This is a genomic window from Pseudoalteromonas piscicida (genome assembly GCF_000238315.3).
GTDB lineage: Bacteria > Pseudomonadota > Gammaproteobacteria > Enterobacterales > Alteromonadaceae > Pseudoalteromonas > Pseudoalteromonas piscicida.
This window is the reverse complement of sequence record NZ_CP011924.1, coordinates 4,039,874-4,065,843: the sequence shown is the minus strand read 5'-3', so window position 1 is coordinate 4,065,843 and position 25,970 is coordinate 4,039,874. Positions and strand designations below refer to the sequence as shown.

Below are 25,970 nucleotides of genomic sequence, written 5' to 3'. Positions count from 1 at the left end.
CACTATTTTGATATGTTTGACGCCACACCTAAATTCACATAGCGAAAAAATTCAAACCGCAAAGGCTAACGGCGTATAAAGCTATGCGAGAGACTTGCCCAAAATCGTCAAGCTATAGCGATTACCATCCATAACCGCGACATTGGGTAATTCTCCCCACTTTTTATAACCGTGCTTTTCAAACAAGCGGATACTGGGGAGATTATGAGAAAAAATAAAGCCAAGTAACGTTGTAATAAACAGGGTCGGCGCTTGCTGCTCTGCAAAATCCATGAGTTTACTACCTAACCCTTGGCCTTGTGCCGCTTTTGCAAGATAGATACTCACCTCAGCCGTACCATCGTAGGCAGGACGTCCATAAAAGCTGCTAAAGCTTATCCATGCAACTACCTCATCCGCCTGCTCTACCACATAAATTGGGCGATTTTGCGTATGTGCGGCGAACCAGCTTTGCTTTTGTGCTACGCTTACGGGCTCCGTATCCGCTGTGACTTGGCGGCTCGGTATCGTTTCGTTGTAAATGGCAACAATGGCGCAAAGGTCATGCGGTTTAGCGAGTCTAATATTCATGAAAGCTGATCAAGGTAGCGAATATTTTCGTATCATAAGAGATAACATAAATAAAAGGAAAGCACTGATGATAAAAAGTCTTTCGATTCTGAGCTTAGCGCTTGGTTTCCTAATCTCGAGTAACACGTATGCAAAGACATCCAGCTGTGATGATTTTACCAATGTTGAGCTGCGAAAACTGCGTTCTGATGACTCACTTAATCTATGTGAATTTAAAGACAAACCGCTTCTCATCGTAAATACAGCCAGCAACTGTGGATTTACCGGACAGTTTGAAGGGCTTGAGCAACTACATCAAAAATATCAAGATAAAGGTCTTGTTGTTCTTGGTTTTCCCTCTGATGACTTTTTTCAAGAAGAAGACGACGAAAAGGAAACTGCAAAAGTATGCTTTATCAACTACGGTGTAACCTTCAATATGTTTGCGACATCGGAAGTTAGAGGCTCGGATGCCAACCCCATTTTCCAACATTTGAATGAAGTAACAAGTTCTCCAAATTGGAATTTTTACAAATACTTAGTGTCAGCTGATCGGAAGACAATTAAGCGTTTTAACAGTCGCACAAAACCTATGTCTGACGAGCTTACTAGCGAAATTGAAAAACTCTTGCCTAGATAAGCTGATTTTTTAACGTACCTAGATTAGAATAAAGTATGAATAATAAATAATCATCGGAGAAATTATGGCAATCGCTAGTGCAAGACACATCCTAGTAGATAGTGAAGCGCAATGCATGGAGCTCAAAGAACGCATTGCAGCAGGGGAAGATTTCGCAGAAATCGCAAAGCAGTACTCCAATTGCCCGTCGGGCCAAGATGGTGGTGCGCTAGGTGAGTTCGGACCAGGCATGATGGTGCCTGAATTCGATAAAGTGGTTTTTTCAGCCCCAATCAATCAAGTACAAGGGCCAGTGCAAACGCAGTTTGGTTTTCACTTGCTTGAGGTAACCAGTCGTAGCGATTAATTCGCTTGCGAAAAGTTAATCACTTCGCCATCATTCCTTAATACCAACTCGCTACATTTACTAAATGAGCGAAAAGATACTTAGTTGAAGGAATGATGGCATGAAACTTATCGGTTCGAACACCAGTCCATACGCCCGTCGAATTAGAATGTGGGCCGCGGCTAAACAGCTCCCAATGAGCTACCAGCATATAGATATATTTTCCGAAGCAGGCCATGACGAACTTATTCGCCATAATCCTGCCCGTAAGATCCCATTTTTAATTGACGATGCACAACTTATTTGTGATTCCAATCTGATTGTTCGCTATCTCCGTGAAAAACATCAACTTCCATTTCCCAGTTGGGATCAAGAAAATTGGCTGATCCTTATTAATGCCTGTAATGATTCTTTGGTAGAACTGTTACTTAGTAAGCGCTCTGGTTTCGATATTGAACAAGATAAACTATTTTTTAATCTACAGCGGGAACGAATTGGTCATACCCTGCACTATCTCAATGAAGAGTGTGTGACAGAAGAGTTTTTACACTGTGATTATCTCCAAATCAGTTTATACTGCCTTATTGATTAGGTTCTATTTAGAGAGCTCGTCGACCTGAGCGATTACACCAACCTAATGGCATTTCATGGCCGTTGGCAAAGCCAAGCAATCGCCCAGCAAACTGATCCACGAAATTGAGAACACCTATGATGAATGAAGAAGAAATTGGCTCAGAAGTCAGTGAGTTTATTGAGCAAGTAAAAAATACTGAAAGCGTTTGGGCACTTAGCTCTGATGACGGTGGCATGGTTGTGGTTGACTCTAACCAGTTTGACGAGACAGATGTGTTATTGCTGTGGGATAGTGAAGAAAAAGCGCAAGCTCAATGTCGCGACGAGTGGAGTGAGTTTTCACCGATGAGTATTGATGTTGAAAGTTTTCTTGACGAATGGGTACTCGACCTAAAAGAAGATGATGCACTCGTTGGTCTAAACTGGAATGATGACAACGTTTGTGTTGAAATCGAGCCCGTTGGTCTTGCTAGACTACTTGTCGATATCGAATAAAAGCACACCGCATCAAAGTGACACTCACCCCTTGTGAGTGTCGCTATTCACCCGGCTTTGACACCAAAGCAATTAAAGTCCCTTCAATGGCTCTTACATAAGCTTGTGTTACTCTGCCCTTTTGGTTTGGTGAGCTTAATGGCTCTGCCCCAGCGGCTACCGCCTTATCATAGCATTCAGGGACATTTTCACAGCTGATGGTAATTTCAAACCCAAGTGCAGGCTGTTTAGGATGGCAACGAATATAGTCTTGCCTAAACTGTGATTGGGCTAATGGGTGACTGGCAAAGGCGAGTTTCACTTCTCCTGTGTCTAACTCACCATAATCCCCTTCATCGGTCATATCAAAAGTGCTCAAGCCAAATGCTTGATAGTAAAAATCCAGCACTTCCTCAACACTTTCTACATAAATCACCGTTTTAGCAAACACCTAAGCCTCACTATCAATAAAACCTAATGTAACTATCTATAACTTAAGCACAAATGTTGGGCAAGGTAAAACAAAGTAAGAGCGTTCAGGGGTTAAATATAGTCGGTGGTGTAAACAGAAGTTGGTAGGATAGGTGTGGAACTTATGTTTAGCTCGACACACTAACCAAATGGTGTCGAGCTAAAATTCTCGCAAAAAGCCTTACGACTTATTGCGATTTTCTTTTGCGAATGCGCGAAGCTTACGCTTTTGCGATAACGTCATTTTGTTTGAACGACCAGCGTACGGGTTATCCCCTTCGCGGAATTCAATCTTAATCGGCGTACCCATTACATTAAGCGCTTTACGATAGTAGTTCATCAAATAGCGCTTATAGCTATCTGGCAGTTCGTGCACCATATTGCCGTGGATAACAATACGCGGCGGGTTATAACCACCTGCGTGTGCGTACTTAAGCTTCACACGGCGTCCACGAACTAGTGGTGGCTGGTGATCCGCTTGAGCCATATCCATAATACGACGTAACATTGCCGTACTTACTCGCTTAGTCGCGGATTCATAAGCTTCGTCAATCGACTCAAACAAGTGACCAACACCTGTACCATGTAATGCGCTGATAAAGTGCAGACGAGCAAAATCAACAAAGCCCAGTCGTCTGTCTAGCTCAGTTTTGATACGCTCTTTGACATAATCATCAAGACCATCCCATTTGTTTACCGCAATAACCAACGAGCGACCCGCATTTAGCGCAAAACCAAGTAGGCTCAAGTCTTGATCTGAGATCCCCTCGCGCGCGTCTACAACGAGCAATACCACGTTGGCATCTTCAATCGCTTGTAGTGTTTTGATAACCGAGAATTTCTCTACGACATCGCTGACTTTCTTACGCTTACGTACACCGGCGGTGTCGATTAACACGTACTCTTTATCATTGCGCGTCATCGGAATGTAAATTGAGTCACGCGTCGTACCCGGCATATCGTAAACGATAACGCGGTCTTCACCTAAAATACGGTTAGTTAGTGTTGACTTACCTACATTTGGACGACCGATAATCGCGAGTTTAACAGGCTTGTCTTCAAAACCTGTTTTGCCGTCTTCGGCTTCTTCACCTTCAAGGTAAAGCTCAGCGATATCTTCATCGTCATTCTCAAGCTCTTCATCTTGAGCCGTAAGCTCAGCGATAATCGGTTGTAGCGTCAACTCTAATAATTGAGTAACACCACGACCGTGCGCGGCGGCGATCTGTTGAACGTCACCGAGCGCTAGCTGATAAAACTCAGCACAATTGGAGTCAGCATCAATGCCATCCGTTTTATTGGCGACAACAAAGCAATTCTTCTGTTGTTTACGAAGGTGCTGCGCGATAGCTTGATCAGCAACCGTCATACCTGCGCGCGCATCCACCAAAAATAGCACAATATCCGCTTCTTCAATTGCAAGCAGCGACTGCTCGGCCATTTCAGTTTCAATGCCTTCTTCAGAGCCATCGATACCACCCGTGTCTACCACAATAAACTCGTAGCCTTCATAGTTTGCTTGGCCGTATTTACGGTCGCGAGTCAGACCCGGAAAGTCAGCAACTAACGCGTCACGAGTACGTGTTAAACGATTAAACAGTGTGGATTTACCCACATTAGGTCGCCCAACCAGAGCGATCACAGGAAGCATAGACTACCTCTTTTAAAAACAACAAAAGGCTTCGCAAAAGCGAAGCCCCATAAAATATCCAAAAATTCAGAAAGTTACTGCGGAATTTGAACTGCGCTAAGCTCACCATCACGCGTGTAAACAAATACTTTGCCATCAACCACAATCGGTTCGACGAAAAAACCTGAACTATCAAACTCAGTACGCGATACCAACTCACCAGAGCTCTTATCTAGCCAGTGTAAGTTACCTTCCTGATCGCCAACCACTACGTAGTTGCCAGCAACCGTTGGAGCGGTTAAATACCAACCGCGCAGAGCTGGTTGTGTCCAACGTTCAATACCTGAGTTTTTGTCTAGTGCGTACAGTACGCCATCGCTATCAACCAAATAAATTACGTCAAGATCGAGTGTGAGGTCTCGGTAACTACTGTACTCACGATCCCACACCACATTGCCGCTGCGCACATCAATGGCGACTAGTTTACCATTATAGGCGATAGAATACACATATGCGCCGCTTACAACGGGTTTAGTATCAACATCAACTAAACGTTCAAACTCAGAGGCCCCTTTTGCAATTGCAACATCCGAGCTCCATGCGGTAAAACCGTTTTCAGCGATAAGTGCTGTTAACTTACCACTTTCTTCGCCAACTAATACGCCACCATTCGCGCTGGTCGGTGAGCTTAGGCCTCGTAATGTCAGCGCAGGGACTTCTTGCTCATAGTGCCAGCGCTCTTCACCTGTATCAGGGTGTAGCGCAACCAGCTTGCCAGAACCTAAGTTAACGTAAAGAAGACCATCGCCTGCAGCTGGCGCAGAAAGCGCTTCACCCGGTACCGACTTACGCCAAACTATTTCGCCGGTTTCACGGTCAAGCGCAAAAACCTGTCCGTGCTCAGAGCCAACATACAGTTTGCCATAAGCTTGTGTGATCCCACCTGACAGCTTCGCACTGTCATTGTCTTCCCATGGCCAAAAGTTCTTATTCTCACGAACATCAACTCGCCACTTTTCTTTACCTGTTTCAGTATCAAACGCTGTCACTATACCTTCACGGGCAGCGGCAAAAACAGTGTTCTGGTAGCTTACAGGAGATAAGCGCGAAAAGTAGTGCTCAACCCCGTCACCAATCCCTTCTTGCCAAACAACAGTGGCGTCGAATTGATTGTTGATCTCAGGGAGTTTTAACTCTTCTTCATCATCACTAGAAGAACAACCAGCGGTGAGTGCTGCAACACATAAAGCCAATGAGGCCATCGTTAACTTCTTCATGGCAACTCCTTAAACCGTTGTCTTTTGTGCAAGATCATCCAGTTTAATTTGCAGCATAGGGTTGCTATTGCCTTCCGCCGCTTCTAATGCCGATTGATAAGCACTACGTGCTTTATCTTTATCGCCTTGAGCAAGGTAAATATCACCTTGGATCTCAGCAAGCTGTGCCTTAAACGCTTCTGGCATAGGCTTAGCCAGTGTTGCAAGTGCTTGTTCGTATTGAGACTGAGACGCTTGTACACGTGCAAGTCTTAATAAAGCCGTTGCTTTTAGTTCAGCGTTGGCAACATTGTCAGCCGCCCAAGTTAGCTTCTCGGCAGCTAGCTTAAGATCATCTTTGTCAATTGCCTCTTTAGCAGCAACGAAAGCCGCTAACACGGCGTAGTTAGAATCTGCATTTGCAGCAACAAAGGCGTCGCTTTTTGCTAGTATATCGTCACTTTCAACAACCTGAGTGTATGCTTCCGATGCCGCTTCTGCGCTATCGATCTGGCTTTGGTTATACGCTTTCCAGCCATACAGACCACCTAAACCAAGCACGGCACCGACCACAATCGTTGTACCATTTTCACGGAAAAATCGTTTTATTGCTTCTGCTTGTTGTTCTTCTGTTGAATAAATTTCCATTCTAACCTCTTAGCTTACCAGCTCTGCTAACAGCGTTTTTACTTCTGCAAGTGGTAAGGTGATTTGTTCTTTCTCTTCACGCAGATACTTCACTGTCACTTTGCCTTCAGCGAGTTCATCTTCGCCTAGCACTAGCGCAATAACAGCATCGCTTTTATCTGCACGTTTAAATTGTTTCTTGAAGTTGCCACCGCCACAATGAACCATCACGCGAAGGCCAGCAATATCATCTCGTAATTGCTGTGCAACCACAGGGGCTTGAATAGCCGCTTTGTCACCCATCGCAACTACATATACGTCAGCATTGCGACGAATATCACCCACACATTCCAGCGTTTGTAGCATCAACACTAAACGCTCGATACCCATAGCAAAACCAACGGCTGGCGTTGCTTTGCCGCCAAGCTGCTCAACCAAGCCATCGTAGCGACCGCCAGCACATACTGTACCTTGAGAACCTAAGCTTGTTGTCACCCACTCAAATACAGTGCGGTTGTAGTAATCTAGGCCTCGTACCAGTTTTTCATTAACTTGGTATTCGACGCCAGCTGCGTCTAAACGTTCACACAAATTAGCAAAATGTTCGCGTGATTCCTGATCTAAGTGTTCAGAAAGCTTAGGTGCATCAACAAGTACAGCTTGCACCTCTGGGTTTTTGCTATCTAACACGCGCAGTGGGTTGCTATACATACGGCGCAAACTGTCTTCGTCAAGCGCTTCTTTGTGTTGCTCCAGATATGCAATCAGAGCATCGCGATATTCAGCACGCGCTTCATTTGACCCCAAAGAATTGAGCTCAAGCTTTACATGGTCTTGAATACCAAATTGCTGCCATAAGCGCGCCGTCATTAGGATCACTTCAGCATCAATATCTGGTGTTGCCATACCAAAAGTTTCAACACCAAATTGATGGAATTGACGGTAACGGCCTTTTTGCGGTCTTTCGTGGCGGAACATCGGCCCCATGTACCAAAGGCGTTGCTCTTGGTTGTATAACAAACCATTTTGATTTCCCGCTCGTACGCACACAGCAGTACCTTCCGGACGTAGCGTTAAGCTATCGCCATTGCGGTCATCAAAGGTATACATCTCTTTTTCAACGATATCGGTCACTTCACCGATAGAGCGTTTAAACAGATCGGTCGACTCAACGATTGGAAAACGGATCTCTTGGTAGCCAAATGCCGCTACAGTCTCTCTTAATACCGATTCTACTTTCTGCCAGACTTGCGTGTCACCTGGCAGACAATCATTCATTCCACGGATTGCCTGAAGTTGTTTAGTCACTGAAAACCCTAACTTAAATTTGTCACCAATCGATTTAATGCTGCTTGAGTCTTTGACTAAATGCGCTCAAACAGCCTCATCGCATTGGTTTTATTTCTTTAATGCCATTTATCGTCGTGCAGTTTAGCACGCCGTGAGAAAGCGCGAAAATTCGCTTATCTTAACGATTACGCAGGTGTCAGTCGATGATTTTTACATCGATTTTTTCTTCACTTTCTTTTTTCTCTACATATTCTCGGATCTGAGACTCTAATTGAGCGACGATATCATCATTATCAATCCGTGTTTTTTGGCGCTCGCCATTGATATAAAGACCTGAGCGACGATTTGCGCCAGCAAGGCCCAAGTCACTGACAAGTGCTTCACCAGGACCATTTACCACGCAGCCAATCACAGACACCGAAATTGGTGTGACGATATCTTCTAATCGCTCTTCCAGCTGATTCATTGTATTCACTACATCAAACTCTTGGCGTGAACAACTTGGGCAAGCAATAAAATTGATGCCGCGCGAACGAATTCGCAGTGACTTTAGAATATCAAAACCCACTTTGATTTCTTGCACCGGATCGGCCGCAAGTGAAACACGTAATGTATCACCAATCCCTTCAGCAAGTAACATCCCTAGACCAACTGCCGATTTAACCGAACCGGCTCTAAAACCACCCGCCTCGGTGATCCCAAGGTGCAGAGGTTGATCAATTTCTTTTGCCAATAAACGATAAGCGCCAACGGCCAAAAACACGTCGGAAGCTTTTACCGAGACTTTAAACTGATCAAAGTTATGGCGCTGAAGAATTTCGACATGTCGCATCGCAGACTCAAGCAAGGCCTCAGGTGTTGGTTCACCATACTTTTCTTGCAAATCGCGCTCTAGTGAGCCGCCATTCACGCCAATACGAATTGGAATGTTGTGCTCACCCGCCGCGTCAATCACTGCACGAATACGATCTTCACTGCCAATATTCCCAGGGTTTATCCGCAAGCAGTCGGCGCCATACTTAGCCACTTGTAATGCAATACGATAATCGAAGTGAATATCCGTGACGAGTGGAATATCCACTTGCTCTTTAATGCTTTTGAATGCTTCAGCTGCATCCATTGTCGGCACAGAAACACGGACAATATCCGCTCCGGCGTCTTGGATAGCTCTAATTTGTGCCACCGTCGCATCAACATCTAGAGTATTGGTATTCGTCATAGACTGTACAGCTATCGGTGCGCCATCACCAATAGGCACATTACCGACATAGATCCTTGTTGATTTTCTACGCTTTATAGGTGGTTCTGAAAACATGCTGACTACTCTGTTAACGGTAAATTGAATTTAGCTAGACGGTTCTTAGTAAACGCAGGCAATGACACTGGTTTACCGTCAAGCGTGACCTCTACGGCCTGATGCTTGCCGAGTATAACAGAAAAAGGGGCCTTACCTTCAACTGTCATGGTATATCCCGCTTTTTTAACACCAAATGCAACACGTTCTTGTGTTGCATCAAACATTTCAACCCAACTTTCTTCGTTGAAATGCATGACTACCGTGCTCAATGCAGGGTCTCGTTTTGCCGCTTGTGGTTTCGCTTCAACAGGCACTGAAACCTCCGCTTCGCTCGCTTGCGGCTCACTTTGCGGGGCTGCCTCATTATTTTGCTCAGTAGATAATGCTAACTCATCAATCTTTGGTGTTGTGACATTTTCAACTGGCGCCTCAAGCTGAGTGACCGGCGATTCGGGCACCACTTCTTGTTCTGAGCTACTGGTCTGCCAAAACCAAAATGCCGACGACCCCAGCACGATAGCCAGCACAATGTAGCTCACCATCATTAGGCGATTGTCGTGGGCTTCTTTATGAGTGCGGCGAGAAAAGCTTTGCATCCGCTTTTTCTGTGGTGGCAATTCTGGAGATTGATATCTAGCCAGTACTTCCGTCGGATTCAGCCCCAGTAACGCGGCGTAATTTTTAATATAGCCACGCACAAAGGTTTCAGGCCCTAGGTCTTGATAGTCATCCTGCTCGAGCTTGGTAAGTTGGGCATGGGTCATCTTTAAGCGCGATTCAATTTCAGCAAAGCTGATCCCGGCATTTTGTCTTGCCGTTGCTAAAGTTTGCCCGAGTGAAGGCTGCTCTTGTTCAGGTGCTTCCTGCTCTTTCATTGTTTGGTTCATAAAACGTAATTTGTTGGGTCTACAATTAATAATCCGTGGCCTGCTTGCAGTGCCACATCAGGAGTGAGTTTATTCCATCGCATAATTTCATCGATCAACACACCATATCGATCGGCAATACTGAGCAAAGTATCTCCCGCCGCAATTTCATGCACGACATTGGGATTGTTAAGATACACCTTTTGACCTGCGTACAATCTTGCAGATTCCCGCACTTGATTATATTCCATCAATTCAACCATTTTAATGTCGTATTTGACTGAAATACTAAATAGGTTTTCACCTGCAATCACAGTATGAAAAGGTACCTGAGGAGGCGCAACGTCACGATTTAATAACGGTACACTTGAACTGCTTGATGAGGTAGTCGCTAACACTTGAGGCTCACGTGAGCGAGGACTAAATGTAACTTCCGATGGGTCCGGTTGATAAAACTCAACCCGAGCTTCAGAGTCCGAGCTAACGTTTACTAAAGACGTACTTTTTACCACTTCAGGTTTTGCCGAAGGCGCAAAATTATTGGCCTCAACGGGTGAATCAACGGTGAATGATTGCGTTGAATTCGGTTGCGTTTTCTTACGTTTAATTTTAATTTTTGGATTCGCTACAATATGACTAGGCGACGCCTCGGCAAGCTTATTTAACTGCGCTTCTCGGTAGCGATTGCGCAACCGTTCAAATTCACTTGCAGCGATATTATTCGTTAAGATGAGCCCTGCTTGAACAGATTTAGGGTAGCTTTGCACCAAAGTCGTGGCGATGTCTTGCGCCTTCTGTAAGTGCCCCATTTGCATATGTACTAAATGCCCAAGCATTAAGTTTCTTGGTGAAATAAATCCACGCTTGGCAACATTATCAAGTACATTTTCTGCTCTTAAGAAATCACTGCGAGCATAGTATAGGCCCGCGAGCGCAAGTTGCGACGACATCTGCTGAGCGTTATGCTTAATCGCGCTTTGCAGATACTCCTCGGCTAGGGAATACTCATTTTGTTTCAGCGCACACAGCGCCAAGTTTTCATAGCTTGCCGACACCCGCAAATAACTTGGTACCTCTATCGCTTTGAAAAAATATTGGCTCGCTTTGTCATACTGACCAACGCGGCAAAGAAAAGTGCCATAGTTATTTAGCGTGTCGGGGTTATCTGGCTCAATATCCAAAGCCGCCTGATAGGCATTATCAGCACGTTGTTGCTCACCCACCTGCTCGTAATAATACGCCAACGTATAATGGGCTTCGGCCAGTTTTGGCGCTAGTTGTAATGCCCGCTCTAAATTAAATTTGGCTGAGGTAGTGTTACCTGAATTGAGATATTGAAGTGCCAGTGCAATACGAGTTCTTGCGGCATTGGTGTTATTGACTTGTTGTTCGGCCACAGGACGCCCGTCGGAGCGATAACTACTCTCCGTCACACAACCTGACAGAACTAAACTCGCGCCTGCGAGAATGGATGCAGCCAATCCTGTTTTGCGATAATTTCGCGATTGCATCACTCACCTTTGAATGCCACTGGGTTCTATGTGTGCCCTATATTACCCAAAAGGCTAAGAGATTCATCTATTTTTTACCAGATAGTCAGAACTTATCTGTGGTCAAGATGAAATGAGCTGGGTAAACCCAGCTCATGAATATTATTGTGCGCTCACATTGACAGCAATGGCGTTGTCGTCACGCTGCTTTTTCTTAGCTAAACGTTTGGTTCTGTCCACAACATCACCCACTAGCTGTCCACATGCAGCGTCAATGTCATCGCCACGGGTGCGACGAACGATACACGTCAGTCCTGCAGCTTGTAACACCTTAGAAAATCTATCGATGCGGCTGTTGCTAGAGCGGCCATATTCATTACCCGGGAACGGGTTAAATGGGATTAAGTTAATTTTTGACGGCGTGCCTTTGAGTACTTCGACTAATTCATGGGCATGATCTGTACTGTCATTAACGTCTTGTAGCATCACGTACTCAATGGTGACGTCTTTATTTGCTTTAGAACCATCGATATAACGACGACATGCTGCAAGGAACTCTTCAATCGGATACTTTTTGTTGATTGGTACAAGCACATCACGTAGTGGATTGTTTGGCGCATGTAGCGAAATCGCCAGTGCCACATCAATCTTTTCTTTCAAGATATCAAGCGCTGGTACCACTCCCGATGTACTTAGCGTAACGCGGCGCTTGGATAAACCAAACGCCCAATCGTCCATCATCAGCTCCATCGCTGGTACAACGTTATTTAGGTTTAACAGAGGCTCACCCATCCCCATCATAACGATGTTAGTAATTGGACGTTTAGTGCTATCGCCTTTATGCAGACCAATGTCGGTTGCCACGCGCCAAACCTGGCCAATGATCTCAGACACTTTTAAGTTACGATTAAAGCCTTGCTGTGCCGTTGAGCAGAAAGTGCATTCCAAAGCACAACCAACCTGAGAAGATACACACAGTGTTGCTCGGTCTTTTTCTGGGATCCACACAGTTTCAACTTCTTGGCCGCCTTCAAGCAATAGGGCGTACTTAATGGTACCGTCAGAAGCCACCTGCTTTACTGAAATTTCAGGTGCTTTAATCTCACACTCAGCCTGCAACCGCGCACGCAACTTTTTGTTCAAATTGCTCATGTCATCAAAGTTGTCGATACCAAAATGATAAATCCATTTCATCACCTGATCCGCGCGAAACGGCTTTTCGCCATATGATGCAAACAACTCGCGCATCCCCTCGCGATTTAAATCAAGTAAGTTAATTTTTTTCTCAATAGTGGTCATGAACAACCTCGGTTAAAGACGGTAAGAACAGCTAAATTGCCAACAACGCATTGTACAAAAAAGCAGCAAACATCACAAATAATGTAACGTGTTTTGTGAAGTAGTGTGATTACTTTACAAAGCACGCTAATCCCTTTACTTAGCTACGGGACAAAAAAAGGGCTCGAAAGCCCTTCTTTGGCACCAAGTCTCGAATTAACGAGTACGTGGGCAGATTTCTTCTTCAGCGAAGAAGTAAGCGATTTCGCGAGCAGCAGACTCAGGCGCGTCAGAACCGTGTACTGCGTTTTCGTCGATGCTGTCTGCGTAGTCAGCACGTAGTGTACCAGCTAGCGCTTCAGCAGGGTTAGTAGCACCCATGATTTCGCGGTTTTTACGAACTGCGTCTTCACCTTCAAGCACCTGAACCATTACTGGACCAGAAGTCATGAAAGAAACTAGTGCACCAAAGAAAGGACGCTCTTTGTGCTCTGCGTAGAAACCTTCAGCTTTCTCTTGAGAAAGGTGAACCATTTTTGATGCAACGATTTTAAGACCAGCAGACTCAAAACGGTTGTAGATAGCACCGATGTGGTTTTTAGCTACAGCATCAGGCTTGATGATTGAAAAAGTGCGCTCTAAAGCCATCTTTTTTGCTCCAAAATATTATTGTGAATATTAACGGGCGCGAATTATACGTGTTTTGGTAGAAAAAACCTACTATCTCGCGCCGCTTTCTTTGCGAAGAAACGAAAGTTTGGTGAATTATTTGTCGATTAAATACGCAGAATTGCCAGCAGAAGCCTTAACAGCAAGGTCACTTGCCCTTCCTTGCACAATGTCAAAAAACCTGATCTACATCAAAATTACTTACTTAGCTTTCTTCTATACTGCGCCGCTTTTTAGAATCAGCACGCGAAATCACTCAACAGCTGACCCGTAATTAGGGCCTGTTTATCTTTCAAGTTTGTTTTTGCAGCAGTTTGATTGGTATTTATACAAGGCAGAGCCTGCGTAGCATAGTTGTTCTATGTGAGTCAGGCGATAACACAGTAGAAATGCCAATCAAGCGCTGCCCTTTGGGTTCACCTGAGTGCGCTTTGTTCATTGTTGCTCAACTTTTGCCTAGATTACTAGGCGGCAAGTCGAGCGTCGCGACCAAAACACACTCAGGAGAACAAAAATAAAACAGCAAAGGTCAACAGGCCCTAGTTCAATGTATGAGGTAAACCATGTTTGTACCAGAACTTCTCTCTCCTGCCGGCAGTTTAAAGAATATGCGTTACGCTTTTGCGTACGGTGCCGACGCTGTTTACGCCGGACAACCAAGATACAGTCTGCGCGTACGTAATAACGAATTTGACCTAAACAACCTCGAAATCGGTATTAATGAAGCCCACCAGCAAAACAAAAAGCTCTATGTCGTATCAAATATTGCGCCGCACAATGGCAAAGTGAAAACTTACTTACGTGATATTGAACCCGTTATCGCGATGAAGCCAGACGCGCTTATCATGTCCGATCCCGGGCTAATTATGCTGGTGCGCGATAAGTGGCCAGACATGCCAATTCACCTATCCGTACAAGCGAATGCTGTTAACTATGCGGCGGTGCAATTTTGGGCCAAACAAGGGGTTGAGCGCGTTATTCTTTCTCGCGAGTTGTCGCTACAAGAAATAGAAGAAATTCGTACATTGTGCCCAGACACTGAGCTTGAAGTGTTCGTTCATGGCGCCTTATGCATGGCTTATTCTGGTCGCTGTTTATTGTCGGGTTATATCAACAAGCGCGATCCAAACCAAGGCACTTGTACCAATGCCTGCCGCTGGAGCTACGATGTCAAACCTGGTCAAGAAAACGAAACTGGCGATGTTGTCCATAAGGTCGATCCAAAAGCAATTATTCCAACCTTAGGGGAAGGTCAACCCACCGACGAAGTGTTTATGCTCGAAGAGCAAGGTCGCCCAGGTGAATACATGCCAGCATTTGAGGATGAGCATGGTACTTACATCATGAATTCCAAAGATTTACGTGCTGTCCAGTATGTTGATCAACTGACCCGCATGGGCGTGCACAGTCTTAAAATTGAAGGCCGTACCAAGTCATTCTATTATGTTGCCCGCACCGCACAAGTTTACCGTAAAGCCATTGATGATGCCGTTGCGGGTAAACCATTTGACCCAAGCCTAATGAAAACCCTAGAAAACCTAGCCCACCGCGGATATACCGAGGGCTTCTTGAAACGTCATGTACATCAAGACTATCAAAATTACGACTACGGTCATTCGGTGTCTGACCAACAGAAAACAGCAAAGGTCAACAGGCCCTAGTTCAATGTATGAGGTAAACCATGTTTGTACCAGAACTTCTCTCTCCTGCCGGCAGTTTAAAGAATATGCGTTACGCTTTTGCGTACGGTGCCGACGCTGTTTACGCCGGACAACCAAGATACAGTCTGCGCGTACGTAATAACGAATTTGACCTAAACAACCTCGAAATCGGTATTAATGAAGCCCACCAGCAAAACAAAAAGCTCTATGTCGTATCAAATATTGCGCCGCACAATGGCAAAGTGAAAACTTACTTACGTGATATTGAACCCGTTATCGCGATGAAGCCAGACGCGCTTATCATGTCCGATCCCGGGCTAATTATGCTGGTGCGCGATAAGTGGCCAGACATGCCAATTCACCTATCCGTACAAGCGAATGCTGTTAACTATGCGGCGGTGCAATTTTGGGCCAAACAAGGGGTTGAGCGCGTTATTCTTTCTCGCGAGTTGTCGCTACAAGAAATAGAAGAAATTCGTACATTGTGCCCAGACACTGAGCTTGAAGTGTTCGTTCATGGCGCCTTATGCATGGCTTATTCTGGTCGCTGTTTATTGTCGGGTTATATCAACAAGCGCGATCCAAACCAAGGCACTTGTACCAATGCCTGCCGCTGGAGCTACGATGTCAAACCTGGTCAAGAAAACGAAACTGGCGATGTTGTCCATAAGGTCGATCCAAAAGCAATTATTCCAACCTTAGGGGAAGGTCAACCCACCGACGAAGTGTTTATGCTCGAAGAGCAAGGTCGCCCAGGTGAATACATGCCAGCATTTGAGGATGAGCATGGTACTTACATCATGAATTCCAAAGATTTACGTGCTGTCCAGTATGTTGATCAACTGACCCGCATGGGCGTGCACAGTCTTAAAATTGAAGGCCGTACCAAGTCATTCTATTATGTTGCCCGCACCGCACAAGTTTACCGTAAAGCCATTGATGATGCCGTTGCGGGTAAACCATTTGACCCAAGCCTAATGAAAACCCTAGAAAACCTAGCCCACCGCGGATATACCGAGGGCTTCTTGAAACGTCATGTACATCAAGACTATCAAAATTACGACTACGGTCATTCGGTGTCTGACCAACAGCAGTTTGTTGGTGAAGTGCTAGGTCGCACTAATAATGGTCTCGTTGAGATTGAGGTTAAAAACAAGTTCTGTACTGGTCACAGCTTGGAATTAATGACGCCAAAGGGCAATATTCACTTTAATCTTGAACACATGGAAAATAAAAAAGGCGAAGCGATAGATGACGCCAAGGGCTCTGGTCATATCGTCAAAATTCCACTGCCAGAAGACATAGACTTAAGTCACGCCATTTTAATGCGCAATTTGGGCCAAAGTGAGGACACTCGTAATCCTTTTAAAAAGGCATAACGATGGCACTACTTATTAATGATAAATGTATCAACTGTGATATGTGCGACCCTGAGTGTCCTAATCAAGCCATTTACATGGGCGATAAAATTTATCAAATTGACCCTGACAAATGCACTGAATGCGTCGGCCATTACGACACACCAACCTGTGTGAGTGTCTGCCCCATTGATTGCATTAAACCAGATCCAAACCACAAAGAAAGCCTTGACCAGTTAGCCGAAAAGTACCTTCGACTCACTGAATAACAAGGTGAAGCCACGCGCTTCACCTTGTGAATCTCTCAACAAGCCTCTTCCCTACCTCACGATAAAGATTTCTTACGCCTCTTGTCGAAATTTCAAATAGATATACTACAGTTAAAGCAGAGCAATAGGACTTTTAAAGCGTATTTTACTATCGTAGCTTGAGTGTGCGTTTAGCGTCTTAACGGCGGATGTTTTGATATGAATTGGCTACACGTTGAGGTAAGGAAATAACATGGATTTGAACTCATTTGAGTCATTTTTTAATAGCGCGTACATGCCACATGGTCATTGCTATTTGTGGCAACCTCACCTGCTATGGACCAATGTTATCTCCGATATCTTGATAGCCGCAGCCTACTTTTCGATTCCCATGGCGATTATGATTTATGCAAAACAGCGCCCTGATGTTGGCAAAAATTGGGTCTTTGTGTTGTTTTGTAGCTTCATCACTTTATGTGGACTCACGCACTTAATTGGCGTTTATACCGTTTGGCATGGCGCTTATGGTATTCATGGCATTTCAAAAGCAGTCACAGCGTTTATCTCAATGGTAACGGCGGTTTATCTTTTTAGACTGATCCCAAGCGCTGTCGCAATCCCAACCCCCAATCAATTCCATGGCGTAACCGCAAGGCTCAAACGTATTACCGATGAAAAGCAGGCGCTTCATTCGCAACTAGACCAACACAGAGTCACCGAGTTTATGCTCGATGCCTTACCCACCAGTACCTTGCTGCTTGACCAGCTACTCACCGTGAGTAAGTGCAATCCTTATTTTTATCGCGAGCTTAGGTACGACACGCCAGATGCGTTAATTGGACTGAGATTACACGATATCGTCAGTTTGGATGATCCGTTCGACAGCTTAGAGTCCATTAGCCAATCTCTACTCAACCAAAACGATTACAGTAAAGAAGCACTGTGCCATGTGAAAGACAAATTTGGCAATCAAATCCCGATGGAGATGCGCTTAGTACAAGAACCCCATGACGGTGCTAATCTCATTTTAGCGGTGTTTAATAACCTTTCGTCACTTAAACGCACAGAGCAAGCACTCGCGGAGTCCACCGAACAAATGAAGCGTGCAATCGGGGCAACCGAAGATGGCATTTGGGAGTGGAACGTTGTCGACAACAGCGTCAGCTATTCATCTCGTTTAAAAACCATGATAGGTAAACGCGACGACGAAAAAGTCACCTATGACGACTGGTTTGCACATATCCACCCAGACCATCAGGGCAAAGTGCAAGATGCCATAGACCATCACTTTGCCACCAAAGATCAATATTTTGTAGAGTACTTAGGGCGAGACAACAAAGGAGAATACGCGTGGTTTTCCGCCGTAGGCAACAGCCAATTTGACGACCACGGTAAAGCATTGGTGATGTCTGGAGCACTTAGAAATATCCATCAGAAAAAATCCCTTGAGCTGCAAGTGGCGGAAAAAAACAAAATTCTCAATGCCATCTACGAAGGTGCAAGTCAGGCTATTTGGCTATTAAAGGTAGAAGAAAAGCAAACATTTCGAGTGCTCGAGTACAATAAGTTTGCCTGCCAGCGCACTGGCGTCAAACTTGATGAAATATTGGGTAAAACCCTCAGCCAACTAAGAGGGACAGTATTAGAAGCGGAGCTAGTAGATAGAATCGAAAAAAACTACCAACTTTGCGTTGAGGTCGCAAAACCCGTAGATTACACCGAAATGATACCATTCAAAAATAAAGAACATTGGTATCAGACGACTCTTTATCCACTTAAAGACAGTAAGAACCAAGTTGAGCGGATCGTTGGTATCGCCGTCGATATTACTGCGCGAAAATTCGCAGAAAAAGAGCTTGAAGACAACCAGCGCTTTTTACAGCGAATGATAGATTCAGCAGTGTGTGGCCTTTATCTCTTCGACTTAAAACTCCACAAGAACACGCGTATAAACAAGCGTTATACTCAACTCCTTGGTTATACAATTCAAGAGCTAGAAAGCTCAAATTTGGAACTATGTTTTCATGAAAGTGAACGCGCACTCGTTTACGAGCATATTGATGAAGTGAGAGCCAGCCAAGACGGTGAACTTATCCCGATAAAATATCGTTTTAGACACAAAGAAGGCCATTGGGTTTGGTGTTACTCCGTCGATACCGTGATCACTCGAGATCACAATGGCGAACCAGAGTTGATGCTGGGTACTTTTGTCGATATGACCGAGCACACCGAATTGCTATTACAGCTGCAAGAATCCAACGCCCACCTTGAGCACTTTGCCTATATTGCTTCTCATGATTTGCAAGAGCCTCTCAGAAAGATCACCGCTTTTTCGGACAGTTTGGCGCAAAGAATTACGCCAGATTTAAAAGACTACGACGATGCAAAGTTTGAAATAGAGCGCTTAGTCGATGCTAGCCAACGAATGCGGATCATGATCCAAGACCTACTCAAGTTGTCACGCTTGCATTCCCATGAGTTGAAGCTACAAACAACCAATCTAACTTTGTTGTTAGAAGATATTTGTGAAGTGATGAGCTTTAGTATCGAGGAAAACAGCGCTGAAATTAAACTCGAGAATGGTGATTTACCTATCGAACTTGATCCCTCGCTTTTTCTTCAAGTGCTGCAAAACTTAATCAGTAACAGCATTAAATTTAAGTCACCAGAGCTTACGCCCGTGATCCAAATTTACACCAGCCAAACCGGCCATGAAACGGTGATCCATTACAAAGACAATGGGCTTGGGATCCCAAAATCTCGACGTCAGCAAATCTTTGAACCGTTCAGGCGTTTTGGCACCACACAAGAGTATGGCAGTGGTATTGGACTTGCGCTGTGCCGACAAATCGTAAAACTACATGGCGGCACAATAAAATGCCTGCAAAGTGATGATGGCGCTTTGTTTGAAATCATACTGCCAAAAGAAGTTAAGGAGTAATAATGGAACTGTTATTAGTTGAAGATGATCCAGATGATGTCTACTTTTTTAAAAGAGCATACAGCAGTATTGCCAATGCGCCAGAGCTTAAAATTTTTTCTGACGGTCATGAGCTGCTGCATTACCTCGACTCTATCGCAACCTACGACCAAGTTATTTTGCTGGATTTAAACATGCCAAAAATGAGTGGCTTTGAAGTTATGGAAGCTTTAAAAAATGAACAAGTTGCCGATAAATTAATAACGGTATGCTATACCACCTCTACTCACCACAGTGACATTCGTAAAGCATATCAATTGGGTGCTAAGTCATATATTACCAAGCCCGGACGCTTAAGTGATTTAGAGTCGTTGATCAAATTAATCAAGCAGTATTGGTTTGACAATAACTGTGTCGTGCAAGGGTAACTATGAATACATGGCTGATTTATCTTCTTGAAGACAACGATGAAGATGCTTACTTAGTAAAGCGCACACTTGCAAGTACTGATGGTAGACAAAAGTTTAACGTTAAACACTTCAAAAATTTAGAACAACTTGAAACCGCCTTAAACACAGTCAAACCAGAAGCTATCCTTATCGATTTAAATATCGATGAGAGCCAAGGTCTTACCACGCTGATTAAAGTAAAACAGTTGCCAATCAGCGCCCCTATAATCGTGCTAACTGGGGTATCTGAAACACTTTTTGGCGAAAAGGCAATTCAACTTGGTGCGCAAGATTATATCCCAAAACACGAAGTGAGCGGCCCACTACTGGCACGTACAATCACCTTCTCAAAAGAACGCTACGAAATGCAGCGGAATCTAGAGAACCTAGTGGTGATGGATAGACTCACTATGCTACATAACCGCGGCGCATTTGATAACGAATTAGAAAGAGCGATTTCTGAGTCAGAGCGGTATGGTCATGGATTTGGTGTGCTGTTTATTGATCTCGACAACTTTAAACCAGTCAATGATCAACTAGGTCATCAAGCAGGCGATCAATTGCTAAAAATACTGGCAGCAAAACTTAAAATGTATAAACGTGCGTCAGACTTTGTTGCACGCTACGGTGGTGATGAATTCGTGGTTATCGCCCCTCATCTAACCGAAAAAAATCAGTTACGGAAACTTGCTCAGCATAAGTATGACTTGCTCAGTGATAATTACTGTCTCCAAGATGAAAGCGCCAATATCCGCGAAGTAAAACTGGACTTAAGCATTGGCGCAGTGATTTATCCAACTGACGCCACATCAGCAGAAGAGTTAGTTGCTAAAGCAGATAAAGCTATGTATCACGCGAAGACGAATCAATTACCTTACGCGTTTTACTCGGATGCAGGACTCACAGCAAAATAGTAGGGTAAGGAGTGTACTAATCCATTCTATTTTGAAGGTATTGTTTGTCGGCTTTTCTCCTTACGTGGTTGCGCCTTTCGACGAAAGGCAAAACATTGCTTCGTTGTTTTCGGCGCTCTCCCCCCTGCCTTTCCTCTAGCAACTCTTCTAGTTGAGACAGGGTAATTAGCCTTTTCATAGCAACCTCCACATCACACCACTTTCTTTTTTATAGTCGCTTTTACAAAAAAACCCAACCTAGCAGGCAAAAATCTAAGCCTCTCACTCTACAAAACCATATTTTAAACTTTTATTTTACAAAATACTCACATTTAGGTATAACTTGATTGAACAAAAAACAAACAGAAAGGATACAACATGAAACGCCACTATCTATCAGCGTGTTTAGTCGCGCTCCTCTCACATCAGGCAACAGCTGCTGGTCAACATGACTCAGTAGCTATGCCTGAATTTACTGCTGAACACATCAGTGCCTTACCTGTTTCAAGTGTAATGGCAGTAAACCCTGAACTGTTTCTTTTCAGCAATGCTTTACAGCAAGTTGATTGGCAGCAAGTGCTTGATAGCACGGCACCGCATTTAAGTGATAAGCTCGAAGTGATCTTGCACTATGCAGGATATGCCAGTATCAACCCTAAGTTATTGCTGGCACTAATGGAGCTTGAGTCAGGTGTGGTAAGCAATCCTGATAAACACTCTCTCTCAGCACCGTTTGGTAAACTTTCTCATGAACAAGGGTTTGATGCGCAAGTAAAAGATGTAGCGCTTAATCTAAGTGCGAGATACTACGCATTCCAAAAACTTCGTGATGAAGGCAAAGCCAAAAAGTTACCAGCGGTAAACGAAGCAACTGTCGCACTTGCTGATCTGACACACGCATCGGCAGATGCCCTATTCAATACATACGAAGCGTTATTTAACGGCGAGTCGTTGGCATTAAAAGCGGACAACAGCATCGCTTTTAGTGAGCAGGCATCAACACAAGCGGTATCAGCTGCTAGCTTTAGCATGAGCTTCCCATGGCCATCCGGTTACGCTTGGTATAGCGGTGGTGCACACTCAAATACAGGCTCTGGTTACCCTTACTCGTCGCTTGATTTTAATAACGGCTCAGGTGGCTGGGGAAGTAATACACCTTGGGTTCAAGCAGCGCATGGCGGCACAGTGACTCGTTACTCAGCTTGTAATATTCGCGTGACTCACTCAAGCGGTTATTCAACTCAGTATTACCACATGGAAAGTTTGCAATATAACACTGGTGATGTCATTTCTGCAGGTGCTTGGCTTGGCCGTTATGCGGACGATAAAGCAACAGCATTGTGCCAAGGAGGCCAATCAACCGGTCCTCACGTTCACTTTTCGCTGCTGTACAACGGTGGGCATATTTCGCTGCATAACTGGTACATCAGCGGCTATCGTATAGATGTGGGTAACTCCAACTATGACGATAACTGTAATCGCTTCTTCTTTGAGAAGAACGGCTATCGTACTTGTGCATGGCGTGCATTGTACAAGTAAACAACCTTTGCTTACCCAAGCATGGTATTAGGCTCAGCTTTTTAGCTGGAGCCTAATAAATAACTTAAATTTTTTGTAAAACAAATGTATATTAAATTTAATCTGGAATAAAAAAGGATTTAATACTTCTATGTTTGCAAAGGAATATTCCAACAACTCGCTAGCATGGCAAGATCGAGCATTTTTTATTCTGACTCATGCTCGAGCGAATACCAGTTCCACCAATTATACTGTGCTTATCAAAGTGCTAGAGACGCTAGGACATACGGTAAAAGTTGATACTCGACTACCAGAGCCTGCGCTGCGTGAACAAATCGCATTATTTTTGGTAGATACAGAGCACCGAGATTGCAACGAACTCATTAGTGCTGAAGTAAAACTATTGGCGGCTAAATATAAAGTCCTGCTCTTTAATGCCAATGAAGACAGCGTTAATGAAAAAACGGCGCTACTTGGCAATGTAAAAGGCATACTCTATCACAATGCTCCGCCAGAGACGTTATTTCAAGGATTAAGCAGTGTGCTCAAAGGCGAACTTTGGTTTTGTCGCAGCGCCATCTCAGAGGCATTTAGCGAACTGATTGCCGCGATGCCACAAGCATTGCCTAACAGCGACATTATCTTAAGTAATGAAGAGTTAAATATGCTTACCGGCAGAGAAAAGTCTGTGATCAAGCTTATTGCTGCTGGTGCTAAAAACGAAGATATTGCAGATAGACTAAACATCAGTAGTCATACAGTTAAAACGCATATCTACAGCGCATTTAAAAAAACCAATTCACGCAACCGAGTTGAGCTTGCTAATTGGGCGCTACGCCATATACCAATAGTGAGTTTGAATTAAGAGCTGTGTATAGACACACAATAAAACTGAGATGAGAGAGAATAAAATAGATGGCTAGCATGGTACTAGCCATCAGCAGAAAATCGTAGGTCTTACCCTTACGCTACACCGTAGCTATCACGGTATGCTTTAACTGCATCCAAGTGCGCATCCATACCGCCTTGTTGCTCAAGGTATGTGATCAGATCAGCCAATTTCACGATAGACACCACTTGAGTATTAAAGTCGCGCTCAACTTCCTGAATAGCAGAAAGCTCAGCTTTGCCTTTTTCTTGGCGATCTAATGCGATTAATACACCGGCAAGATCAGCACCATTAGCAGCAATAATTTCCATCGACTCACGAATAGCAGTACCCGCGGTGATCACATCATCAACAAGCATAATACGACCTTCAAGCGCCGAACCTACTAAGTTACCGCCTTCACCGTGCTCTTTCTTTTCTTTACGATTAAAGCAATAAGGCACATCTTTGTTGTGATGATCGGCAAGTGCAACGGCAGTCGTTGTCGCAATAGGAATACCTTTGTACGCTGGGCCAAACAACACATCAAACTCAATGCTAGCATCTTCCAATGCCGAAGCATAGAAACGACCTAAACGCGCCAGATCACGACCTGTGTTAAACAAGCCTGCATTGAAAAAATAAGGGCTAGTACGACCAGACTTTAACGTAAACTCACCAAACTTAAGCACCTGCTTTTCTAAGGCAAATTCAATAAACTCTTTTTGATACGGTTTCATGTTTTTCCTACTGAGTGTTGATTACGCTAACGCTTGCTTTTGTAGATCAATGATTTCACGAATTGAGTGTTTCGCAAGACCAAGTAACTCATCTAGCTCGTCGAACGAGAACGGTTCGCCTTCAGCTGTCCCTTGTACTTCAATCAGTTTGCCAGTTTCAGTCATGATCACATTCATGTCTGTCTCAGCTTCTGAATCTTCAAGATACTCAAGATCGGTAATTGGCTGACCTTTATAAACCCCAACCGAGATTGCCGCTATCATAAACTTTAACGGGTTTACATTGATCATGCCTTTGGCACGCATGTGCGTTAGAGCATCTACCAATGCCACACAAGCACCGCTAATTGACGCCGTACGTGTACCACCGTCCGCTTGAATCACATCACAGTCGATAGTAATGGTGTTCTCACCTAACGCTTTTAAATCAACTGCAGCACGGAGTGCGCGTGCGATTAAGCGTTGAATCTCCATGGTGCGGCCACCTTGTTTGCCACGCGCCGCTTCACGGTTGTTGCGCGTATGTGTAGAGCGCGGAAGCATACCGTATTCTGCGGTGATCCAGCCCTTGCCTTGACCTTTCATAAAGCGTGGCACACCCGCTTCTACAGAAGCCGTACATAACACTTTTGTGTTACCAAACTCTACCATTACTGAGCCTTCAGCGTGCATTGTATAGTTACGAGTAAATGTAACCGGCCTGATCTGATTTGCAGTTCTTTCGCTTGGACGCATCCACGTTCCCCCATCATCAAAATTTGCCGTACATTATAAAGGGATCATAGAGACTATGCCACGCGATCCGACTAAAAATAAAATTCACTTTAGGGCTGTGCGGAAATTCGGCTATAATGCTTCGGTTAAACCAAGCTAATTTAGGGACTTTATATGATCCATAGTATGACCGCCTACGCCCGCAAAGAAGTGAAAGGTGACTGGGGCACTGGGGTTTGGGAAATTCGTTCAGTGAATCAACGCTACCTCGAAACCTTTATCCGCGCACCAGAACAATTTAGAGGCTTAGAGCCAGTAATACGTGAACGCCTGCGTAAACACTTACAACGCGGCAAAGTTGAAGTATTCCTAAAGTTCACCGCAAATCCTGCACACGTTGGCCAACTAACCGTCAACGAATCGCTCGCAAAGCAACTTGTTGAAAGCGCAAAGTGGCTACAATCACAAAGCGGCGGTGATATTAACCCTGTAGATATTCTACGCTGGCCAGGCGTAATGGAAGCCGAAGAAGTCGATTTAGACACCGTAAACAGCGAACTGTTAGGTGGCTTTGATGAACTTGTAGAAGACTTTAAAGCTGCACGAGCAAGTGAAGGCGAAAACCTAGAAACCATGCTCACCACTCGTCTTGAAGGTATTCTAGAGCAAGTTGCCATCGTTGAAGGCTACATGCCTGAAGTCACTAAGTGGCAACGTGAAAAACTTTCACAAAAATTAGAAGAACTAAAAACCGACATCGACGAAGGCCGCCTAGAGCAAGAGCTGATTTACCTTGCGCAAAAGCAAGATGTTGCAGAAGAACTCGACCGCCTCAAGTCACACGTCAAAGAAACCCACAAAATCCTCAAAAAAGGAGGCGCTTGTGGCCGTCGTTTAGACTTTATGATGCAAGAATTCAACCGCGAATCTAACACCCTAGCCTCAAAGTCAATCAACAGCGATATCACCAACGCCGCCGTTGAACTTAGAGTGTTAATTGAGCAAATGCGCGAACAGATCCAGAATATTGAATAATTTTCTCTTGTTTTCCAAAGCTTTCCAATGATTACCAAAGCCCTGATTTAGCAGGGCTTTTTATTTTCACTCTGTTCTTTTACGTTTCAATCTGTTTCATCTAAGTGGTGAGTTAACTGGTGAGTAATGCC

25 protein-coding genes and 2 pseudogenes are annotated in these 25,970 nt (G+C 44.4%); 13 read left to right on the top strand and 14 right to left on the bottom strand.

The window, feature by feature from the left end; translation table 11 throughout:
* Positions 1 to 81 precede the first annotated feature (81 nt).
* Positions 82 to 570, bottom strand: a complete 489-nt coding sequence (locus PPIS_RS18450; RefSeq protein ID WP_010377366.1) for a GNAT family N-acetyltransferase — start codon at positions 568 to 570, stop codon at positions 82 to 84.
* A 67-nt stretch (positions 571 to 637) separates the two neighbouring features.
* On the opposite strand from PPIS_RS18450, the gene PPIS_RS18445 reads away from it, so the two are divergent.
* The 4 genes and pseudogenes from PPIS_RS18445 to PPIS_RS18430 all read left to right on the top strand — a co-directional run bounded on the left by PPIS_RS18445 (position 638) and on the right by PPIS_RS18430 (position 2,582).
* Complete coding sequence (locus tag PPIS_RS18445; protein WP_010377364.1) at positions 638 to 1,189, top strand: glutathione peroxidase; 552 nt, start codon at positions 638 to 640, stop codon at positions 1,187 to 1,189.
* Positions 1,190 to 1,253: 64 nt separating this feature from the next.
* Positions 1,254 to 1,535, top strand: coding sequence for a peptidylprolyl isomerase (locus tag PPIS_RS18440; protein WP_010377362.1), 282 nt, complete (start codon positions 1,254 to 1,256; stop codon positions 1,533 to 1,535).
* A gap of 100 nt (positions 1,536 to 1,635) precedes the next feature.
* A pseudogene (locus PPIS_RS18435) lies at positions 1,636 to 2,214 on the top strand (glutathione S-transferase family protein).
* An 11-nt stretch (positions 2,215 to 2,225) separates the two neighbouring features.
* A complete protein-coding gene (locus PPIS_RS18430; RefSeq protein WP_010605663.1) occupies positions 2,226 to 2,582 on the top strand; it encodes a DUF2750 domain-containing protein in 357 nt (118 codons plus the stop codon).
* A gap of 43 nt (positions 2,583 to 2,625) precedes the next feature.
* Here the strand turns inward: PPIS_RS18430 and PPIS_RS18425 are convergent, their stop codons facing one another.
* The 10 genes from PPIS_RS18425 to ndk all read right to left on the bottom strand — a co-directional run bounded on the left by PPIS_RS18425 (position 2,626) and on the right by ndk (position 13,414).
* Positions 2,626 to 3,012 carry a VOC family protein gene (locus tag PPIS_RS18425; protein WP_010377356.1) on the bottom strand — a complete coding sequence of 129 codons (387 nt, stop codon included), beginning with the start codon at positions 3,010 to 3,012 and terminating at the stop codon, positions 2,626 to 2,628.
* Between the two features lie 201 nt (positions 3,013 to 3,213).
* Positions 3,214 to 4,683, bottom strand: a complete 1,470-nt coding sequence (der, locus tag PPIS_RS18420; protein ID WP_010377355.1) for a ribosome biogenesis GTPase Der — start codon at positions 4,681 to 4,683, stop codon at positions 3,214 to 3,216.
* A gap of 74 nt (positions 4,684 to 4,757) precedes the next feature.
* Positions 4,758 to 5,939: an outer membrane protein assembly factor BamB gene (bamB, locus tag PPIS_RS18415; RefSeq protein ID WP_010377353.1), complete on the bottom strand. Its 1,182-nt coding sequence runs from the start codon at positions 5,937 to 5,939 to the stop codon at positions 4,758 to 4,760.
* Between the two features lie 9 nt (positions 5,940 to 5,948).
* Positions 5,949 to 6,566, bottom strand: coding sequence for a YfgM family protein (locus PPIS_RS18410; protein ID WP_010377351.1), 618 nt, complete (start codon positions 6,564 to 6,566; stop codon positions 5,949 to 5,951).
* Positions 6,567 to 6,575: 9 nt separating this feature from the next.
* Positions 6,576 to 7,853: a histidine--tRNA ligase gene (hisS, locus tag PPIS_RS18405; RefSeq protein ID WP_010377348.1), complete on the bottom strand. Its 1,278-nt coding sequence runs from the start codon at positions 7,851 to 7,853 to the stop codon at positions 6,576 to 6,578.
* A gap of 178 nt (positions 7,854 to 8,031) precedes the next feature.
* Positions 8,032 to 9,150, bottom strand: coding sequence for a flavodoxin-dependent (E)-4-hydroxy-3-methylbut-2-enyl-diphosphate synthase (gene ispG, locus PPIS_RS18400; protein WP_010377346.1), 1,119 nt, complete (start codon positions 9,148 to 9,150; stop codon positions 8,032 to 8,034).
* A 5-nt stretch (positions 9,151 to 9,155) separates the two neighbouring features.
* Positions 9,156 to 10,007, bottom strand: coding sequence for a RodZ domain-containing protein (locus PPIS_RS18395; RefSeq protein ID WP_010377344.1), 852 nt, complete (start codon positions 10,005 to 10,007; stop codon positions 9,156 to 9,158).
* An 8-nt stretch (positions 10,008 to 10,015) separates the two neighbouring features.
* Complete coding sequence (gene pilW / locus PPIS_RS18390; RefSeq protein ID WP_010377342.1) at positions 10,016 to 11,509, bottom strand: type IV pilus biogenesis/stability protein PilW; 1,494 nt, start codon at positions 11,507 to 11,509, stop codon at positions 10,016 to 10,018.
* A gap of 141 nt (positions 11,510 to 11,650) precedes the next feature.
* Entirely contained in the window at positions 11,651 to 12,787 is a 1,137-nt protein-coding gene (gene rlmN / locus PPIS_RS18385; RefSeq protein WP_010377340.1) for a dual-specificity RNA methyltransferase RlmN, read from the bottom strand.
* A 195-nt stretch (positions 12,788 to 12,982) separates the two neighbouring features.
* On the bottom strand, positions 12,983 to 13,414 hold the full coding sequence (gene ndk / locus PPIS_RS18380; RefSeq protein ID WP_010377338.1) for a nucleoside-diphosphate kinase: 432 nt from the start codon (positions 13,412 to 13,414) through the stop codon (positions 12,983 to 12,985).
* A gap of 584 nt (positions 13,415 to 13,998) precedes the next feature.
* Between ndk and trhP (PPIS_RS18375) the strand changes: the two are divergent.
* The 6 genes and pseudogenes from trhP (PPIS_RS18375) to PPIS_RS18350 all read left to right on the top strand — a co-directional run.
* Positions 13,999 to 15,072, top strand: a pseudogene (gene trhP / locus PPIS_RS18375) (prephenate-dependent tRNA uridine(34) hydroxylase TrhP); the annotation flags it as partial.
* Positions 15,073 to 15,116: 44 nt separating this feature from the next.
* Positions 15,117 to 16,475, top strand: a complete 1,359-nt coding sequence (gene trhP, locus PPIS_RS18370; protein ID WP_010377336.1) for a prephenate-dependent tRNA uridine(34) hydroxylase TrhP — start codon at positions 15,117 to 15,119, stop codon at positions 16,473 to 16,475.
* Between the two features lie 2 nt (positions 16,476 to 16,477).
* Complete coding sequence (locus tag PPIS_RS18365) at positions 16,478 to 16,723, top strand: YfhL family 4Fe-4S dicluster ferredoxin (protein ID WP_010377334.1); 246 nt, start codon at positions 16,478 to 16,480, stop codon at positions 16,721 to 16,723.
* A 232-nt stretch (positions 16,724 to 16,955) separates the two neighbouring features.
* A complete protein-coding gene (locus tag PPIS_RS18360) occupies positions 16,956 to 19,643 on the top strand; it encodes a PAS domain-containing sensor histidine kinase (protein WP_010377332.1) in 2,688 nt (895 codons plus the stop codon).
* 2 nt (positions 19,644 to 19,645) lie between these two features.
* On the top strand, positions 19,646 to 20,050 hold the full coding sequence (locus tag PPIS_RS18355) for a response regulator (protein ID WP_010377331.1): 405 nt from the start codon (positions 19,646 to 19,648) through the stop codon (positions 20,048 to 20,050).
* A gap of 2 nt (positions 20,051 to 20,052) precedes the next feature.
* Entirely contained in the window at positions 20,053 to 20,985 is a 933-nt protein-coding gene (locus PPIS_RS18350) for a GGDEF domain-containing protein (protein ID WP_010377329.1), read from the top strand.
* A gap of 16 nt (positions 20,986 to 21,001) precedes the next feature.
* Here the strand turns inward: PPIS_RS18350 and PPIS_RS25185 are convergent, their stop codons facing one another.
* A complete protein-coding gene (locus tag PPIS_RS25185; protein ID WP_019647244.1) occupies positions 21,002 to 21,163 on the bottom strand; it encodes a hypothetical protein in 162 nt (53 codons plus the stop codon).
* A 179-nt stretch (positions 21,164 to 21,342) separates the two neighbouring features.
* On the opposite strand from PPIS_RS25185, the gene PPIS_RS18345 reads away from it, so the two are divergent.
* On the top strand, positions 21,343 to 22,503 hold the full coding sequence (locus tag PPIS_RS18345) for a M23 family metallopeptidase (protein WP_010377327.1): 1,161 nt from the start codon (positions 21,343 to 21,345) through the stop codon (positions 22,501 to 22,503).
* A 130-nt stretch (positions 22,504 to 22,633) separates the two neighbouring features.
* Positions 22,634 to 23,347, top strand: coding sequence for a response regulator transcription factor (locus tag PPIS_RS18340; RefSeq protein WP_010377325.1), 714 nt, complete (start codon positions 22,634 to 22,636; stop codon positions 23,345 to 23,347).
* 98 nt (positions 23,348 to 23,445) lie between these two features.
* Here the strand turns inward: PPIS_RS18340 and pyrE are convergent, their stop codons facing one another.
* A complete protein-coding gene (gene pyrE / locus PPIS_RS18335) occupies positions 23,446 to 24,090 on the bottom strand; it encodes an orotate phosphoribosyltransferase (protein ID WP_010377323.1) in 645 nt (214 codons plus the stop codon).
* Between the two features lie 21 nt (positions 24,091 to 24,111).
* Positions 24,112 to 24,825 (bottom strand): ribonuclease PH, encoded by a 714-nt coding sequence (gene rph / locus PPIS_RS18330; protein ID WP_010377321.1) that lies wholly within the window; start codon positions 24,823 to 24,825, stop codon positions 24,112 to 24,114.
* 153 nt (positions 24,826 to 24,978) lie between these two features.
* Here rph and PPIS_RS18325 point away from each other — a divergent pair, with 153 nt between their 5' ends.
* Entirely contained in the window at positions 24,979 to 25,839 is an 861-nt protein-coding gene (locus tag PPIS_RS18325; protein ID WP_010377319.1) for a YicC/YloC family endoribonuclease, read from the top strand.
* Positions 25,840 to 25,970: the final 131 nt, after the last annotated feature.

Coding starts and splice junctions, on each gene's coding strand:
- PPIS_RS18450 (WP_010377366.1), bottom strand. CDS start 570: ATGAATATTAGACTCGCTAAACCGCATGACCTTTGCGCCATTGTTGCC.
- PPIS_RS18445 (WP_010377364.1), top strand. CDS start 638: ATGATAAAAAGTCTTTCGATTCTGAGCTTAGCGCTTGGTTTCCTAATC.
- PPIS_RS18440 (WP_010377362.1), top strand. CDS start 1,254: ATGGCAATCGCTAGTGCAAGACACATCCTAGTAGATAGTGAAGCGCAA.
- PPIS_RS18430 (WP_010605663.1), top strand. CDS start 2,226: ATGAATGAAGAAGAAATTGGCTCAGAAGTCAGTGAGTTTATTGAGCAA.
- der (WP_010377355.1), bottom strand. CDS start 4,683: ATGCTTCCTGTGATCGCTCTGGTTGGGCGACCTAATGTGGGTAAATCC.
- bamB (WP_010377353.1), bottom strand. CDS start 5,939: ATGAAGAAGTTAACGATGGCCTCATTGGCTTTATGTGTTGCAGCACTC.
- PPIS_RS18410 (WP_010377351.1), bottom strand. CDS start 6,566: ATGGAAATTTATTCAACAGAAGAACAACAAGCAGAAGCAATAAAACGA.
- ispG (WP_010377346.1), bottom strand. CDS start 9,150: ATGTTTTCAGAACCACCTATAAAGCGTAGAAAATCAACAAGGATCTAT.
- PPIS_RS18395 (WP_010377344.1), bottom strand. CDS start 10,007: ATGAAAGAGCAGGAAGCACCTGAACAAGAGCAGCCTTCACTCGGGCAA.
- pilW (WP_010377342.1), bottom strand. CDS start 11,509: ATGCAATCGCGAAATTATCGCAAAACAGGATTGGCTGCATCCATTCTC.
- rlmN (WP_010377340.1), bottom strand. CDS start 12,787: ATGACCACTATTGAGAAAAAAATTAACTTACTTGATTTAAATCGCGAG.
- ndk (WP_010377338.1), bottom strand. CDS start 13,414: ATGGCTTTAGAGCGCACTTTTTCAATCATCAAGCCTGATGCTGTAGCT.
- trhP (WP_010377336.1), top strand. CDS start 15,117: ATGTTTGTACCAGAACTTCTCTCTCCTGCCGGCAGTTTAAAGAATATG.
- PPIS_RS18365 (WP_010377334.1), top strand. CDS start 16,478: ATGGCACTACTTATTAATGATAAATGTATCAACTGTGATATGTGCGAC.
- PPIS_RS18360 (WP_010377332.1), top strand. CDS start 16,956: ATGGATTTGAACTCATTTGAGTCATTTTTTAATAGCGCGTACATGCCA.
- PPIS_RS18355 (WP_010377331.1), top strand. CDS start 19,646: ATGGAACTGTTATTAGTTGAAGATGATCCAGATGATGTCTACTTTTTT.
- PPIS_RS18350 (WP_010377329.1), top strand. CDS start 20,053: ATGAATACATGGCTGATTTATCTTCTTGAAGACAACGATGAAGATGCT.
- PPIS_RS25185 (WP_019647244.1), bottom strand. CDS start 21,163: ATGAAAAGGCTAATTACCCTGTCTCAACTAGAAGAGTTGCTAGAGGAA.
- PPIS_RS18345 (WP_010377327.1), top strand. CDS start 21,343: ATGAAACGCCACTATCTATCAGCGTGTTTAGTCGCGCTCCTCTCACAT.
- PPIS_RS18340 (WP_010377325.1), top strand. CDS start 22,634: ATGTTTGCAAAGGAATATTCCAACAACTCGCTAGCATGGCAAGATCGA.
- pyrE (WP_010377323.1), bottom strand. CDS start 24,090: ATGAAACCGTATCAAAAAGAGTTTATTGAATTTGCCTTAGAAAAGCAG.
- rph (WP_010377321.1), bottom strand. CDS start 24,825: ATGCGTCCAAGCGAAAGAACTGCAAATCAGATCAGGCCGGTTACATTT.
- PPIS_RS18325 (WP_010377319.1), top strand. CDS start 24,979: ATGATCCATAGTATGACCGCCTACGCCCGCAAAGAAGTGAAAGGTGAC.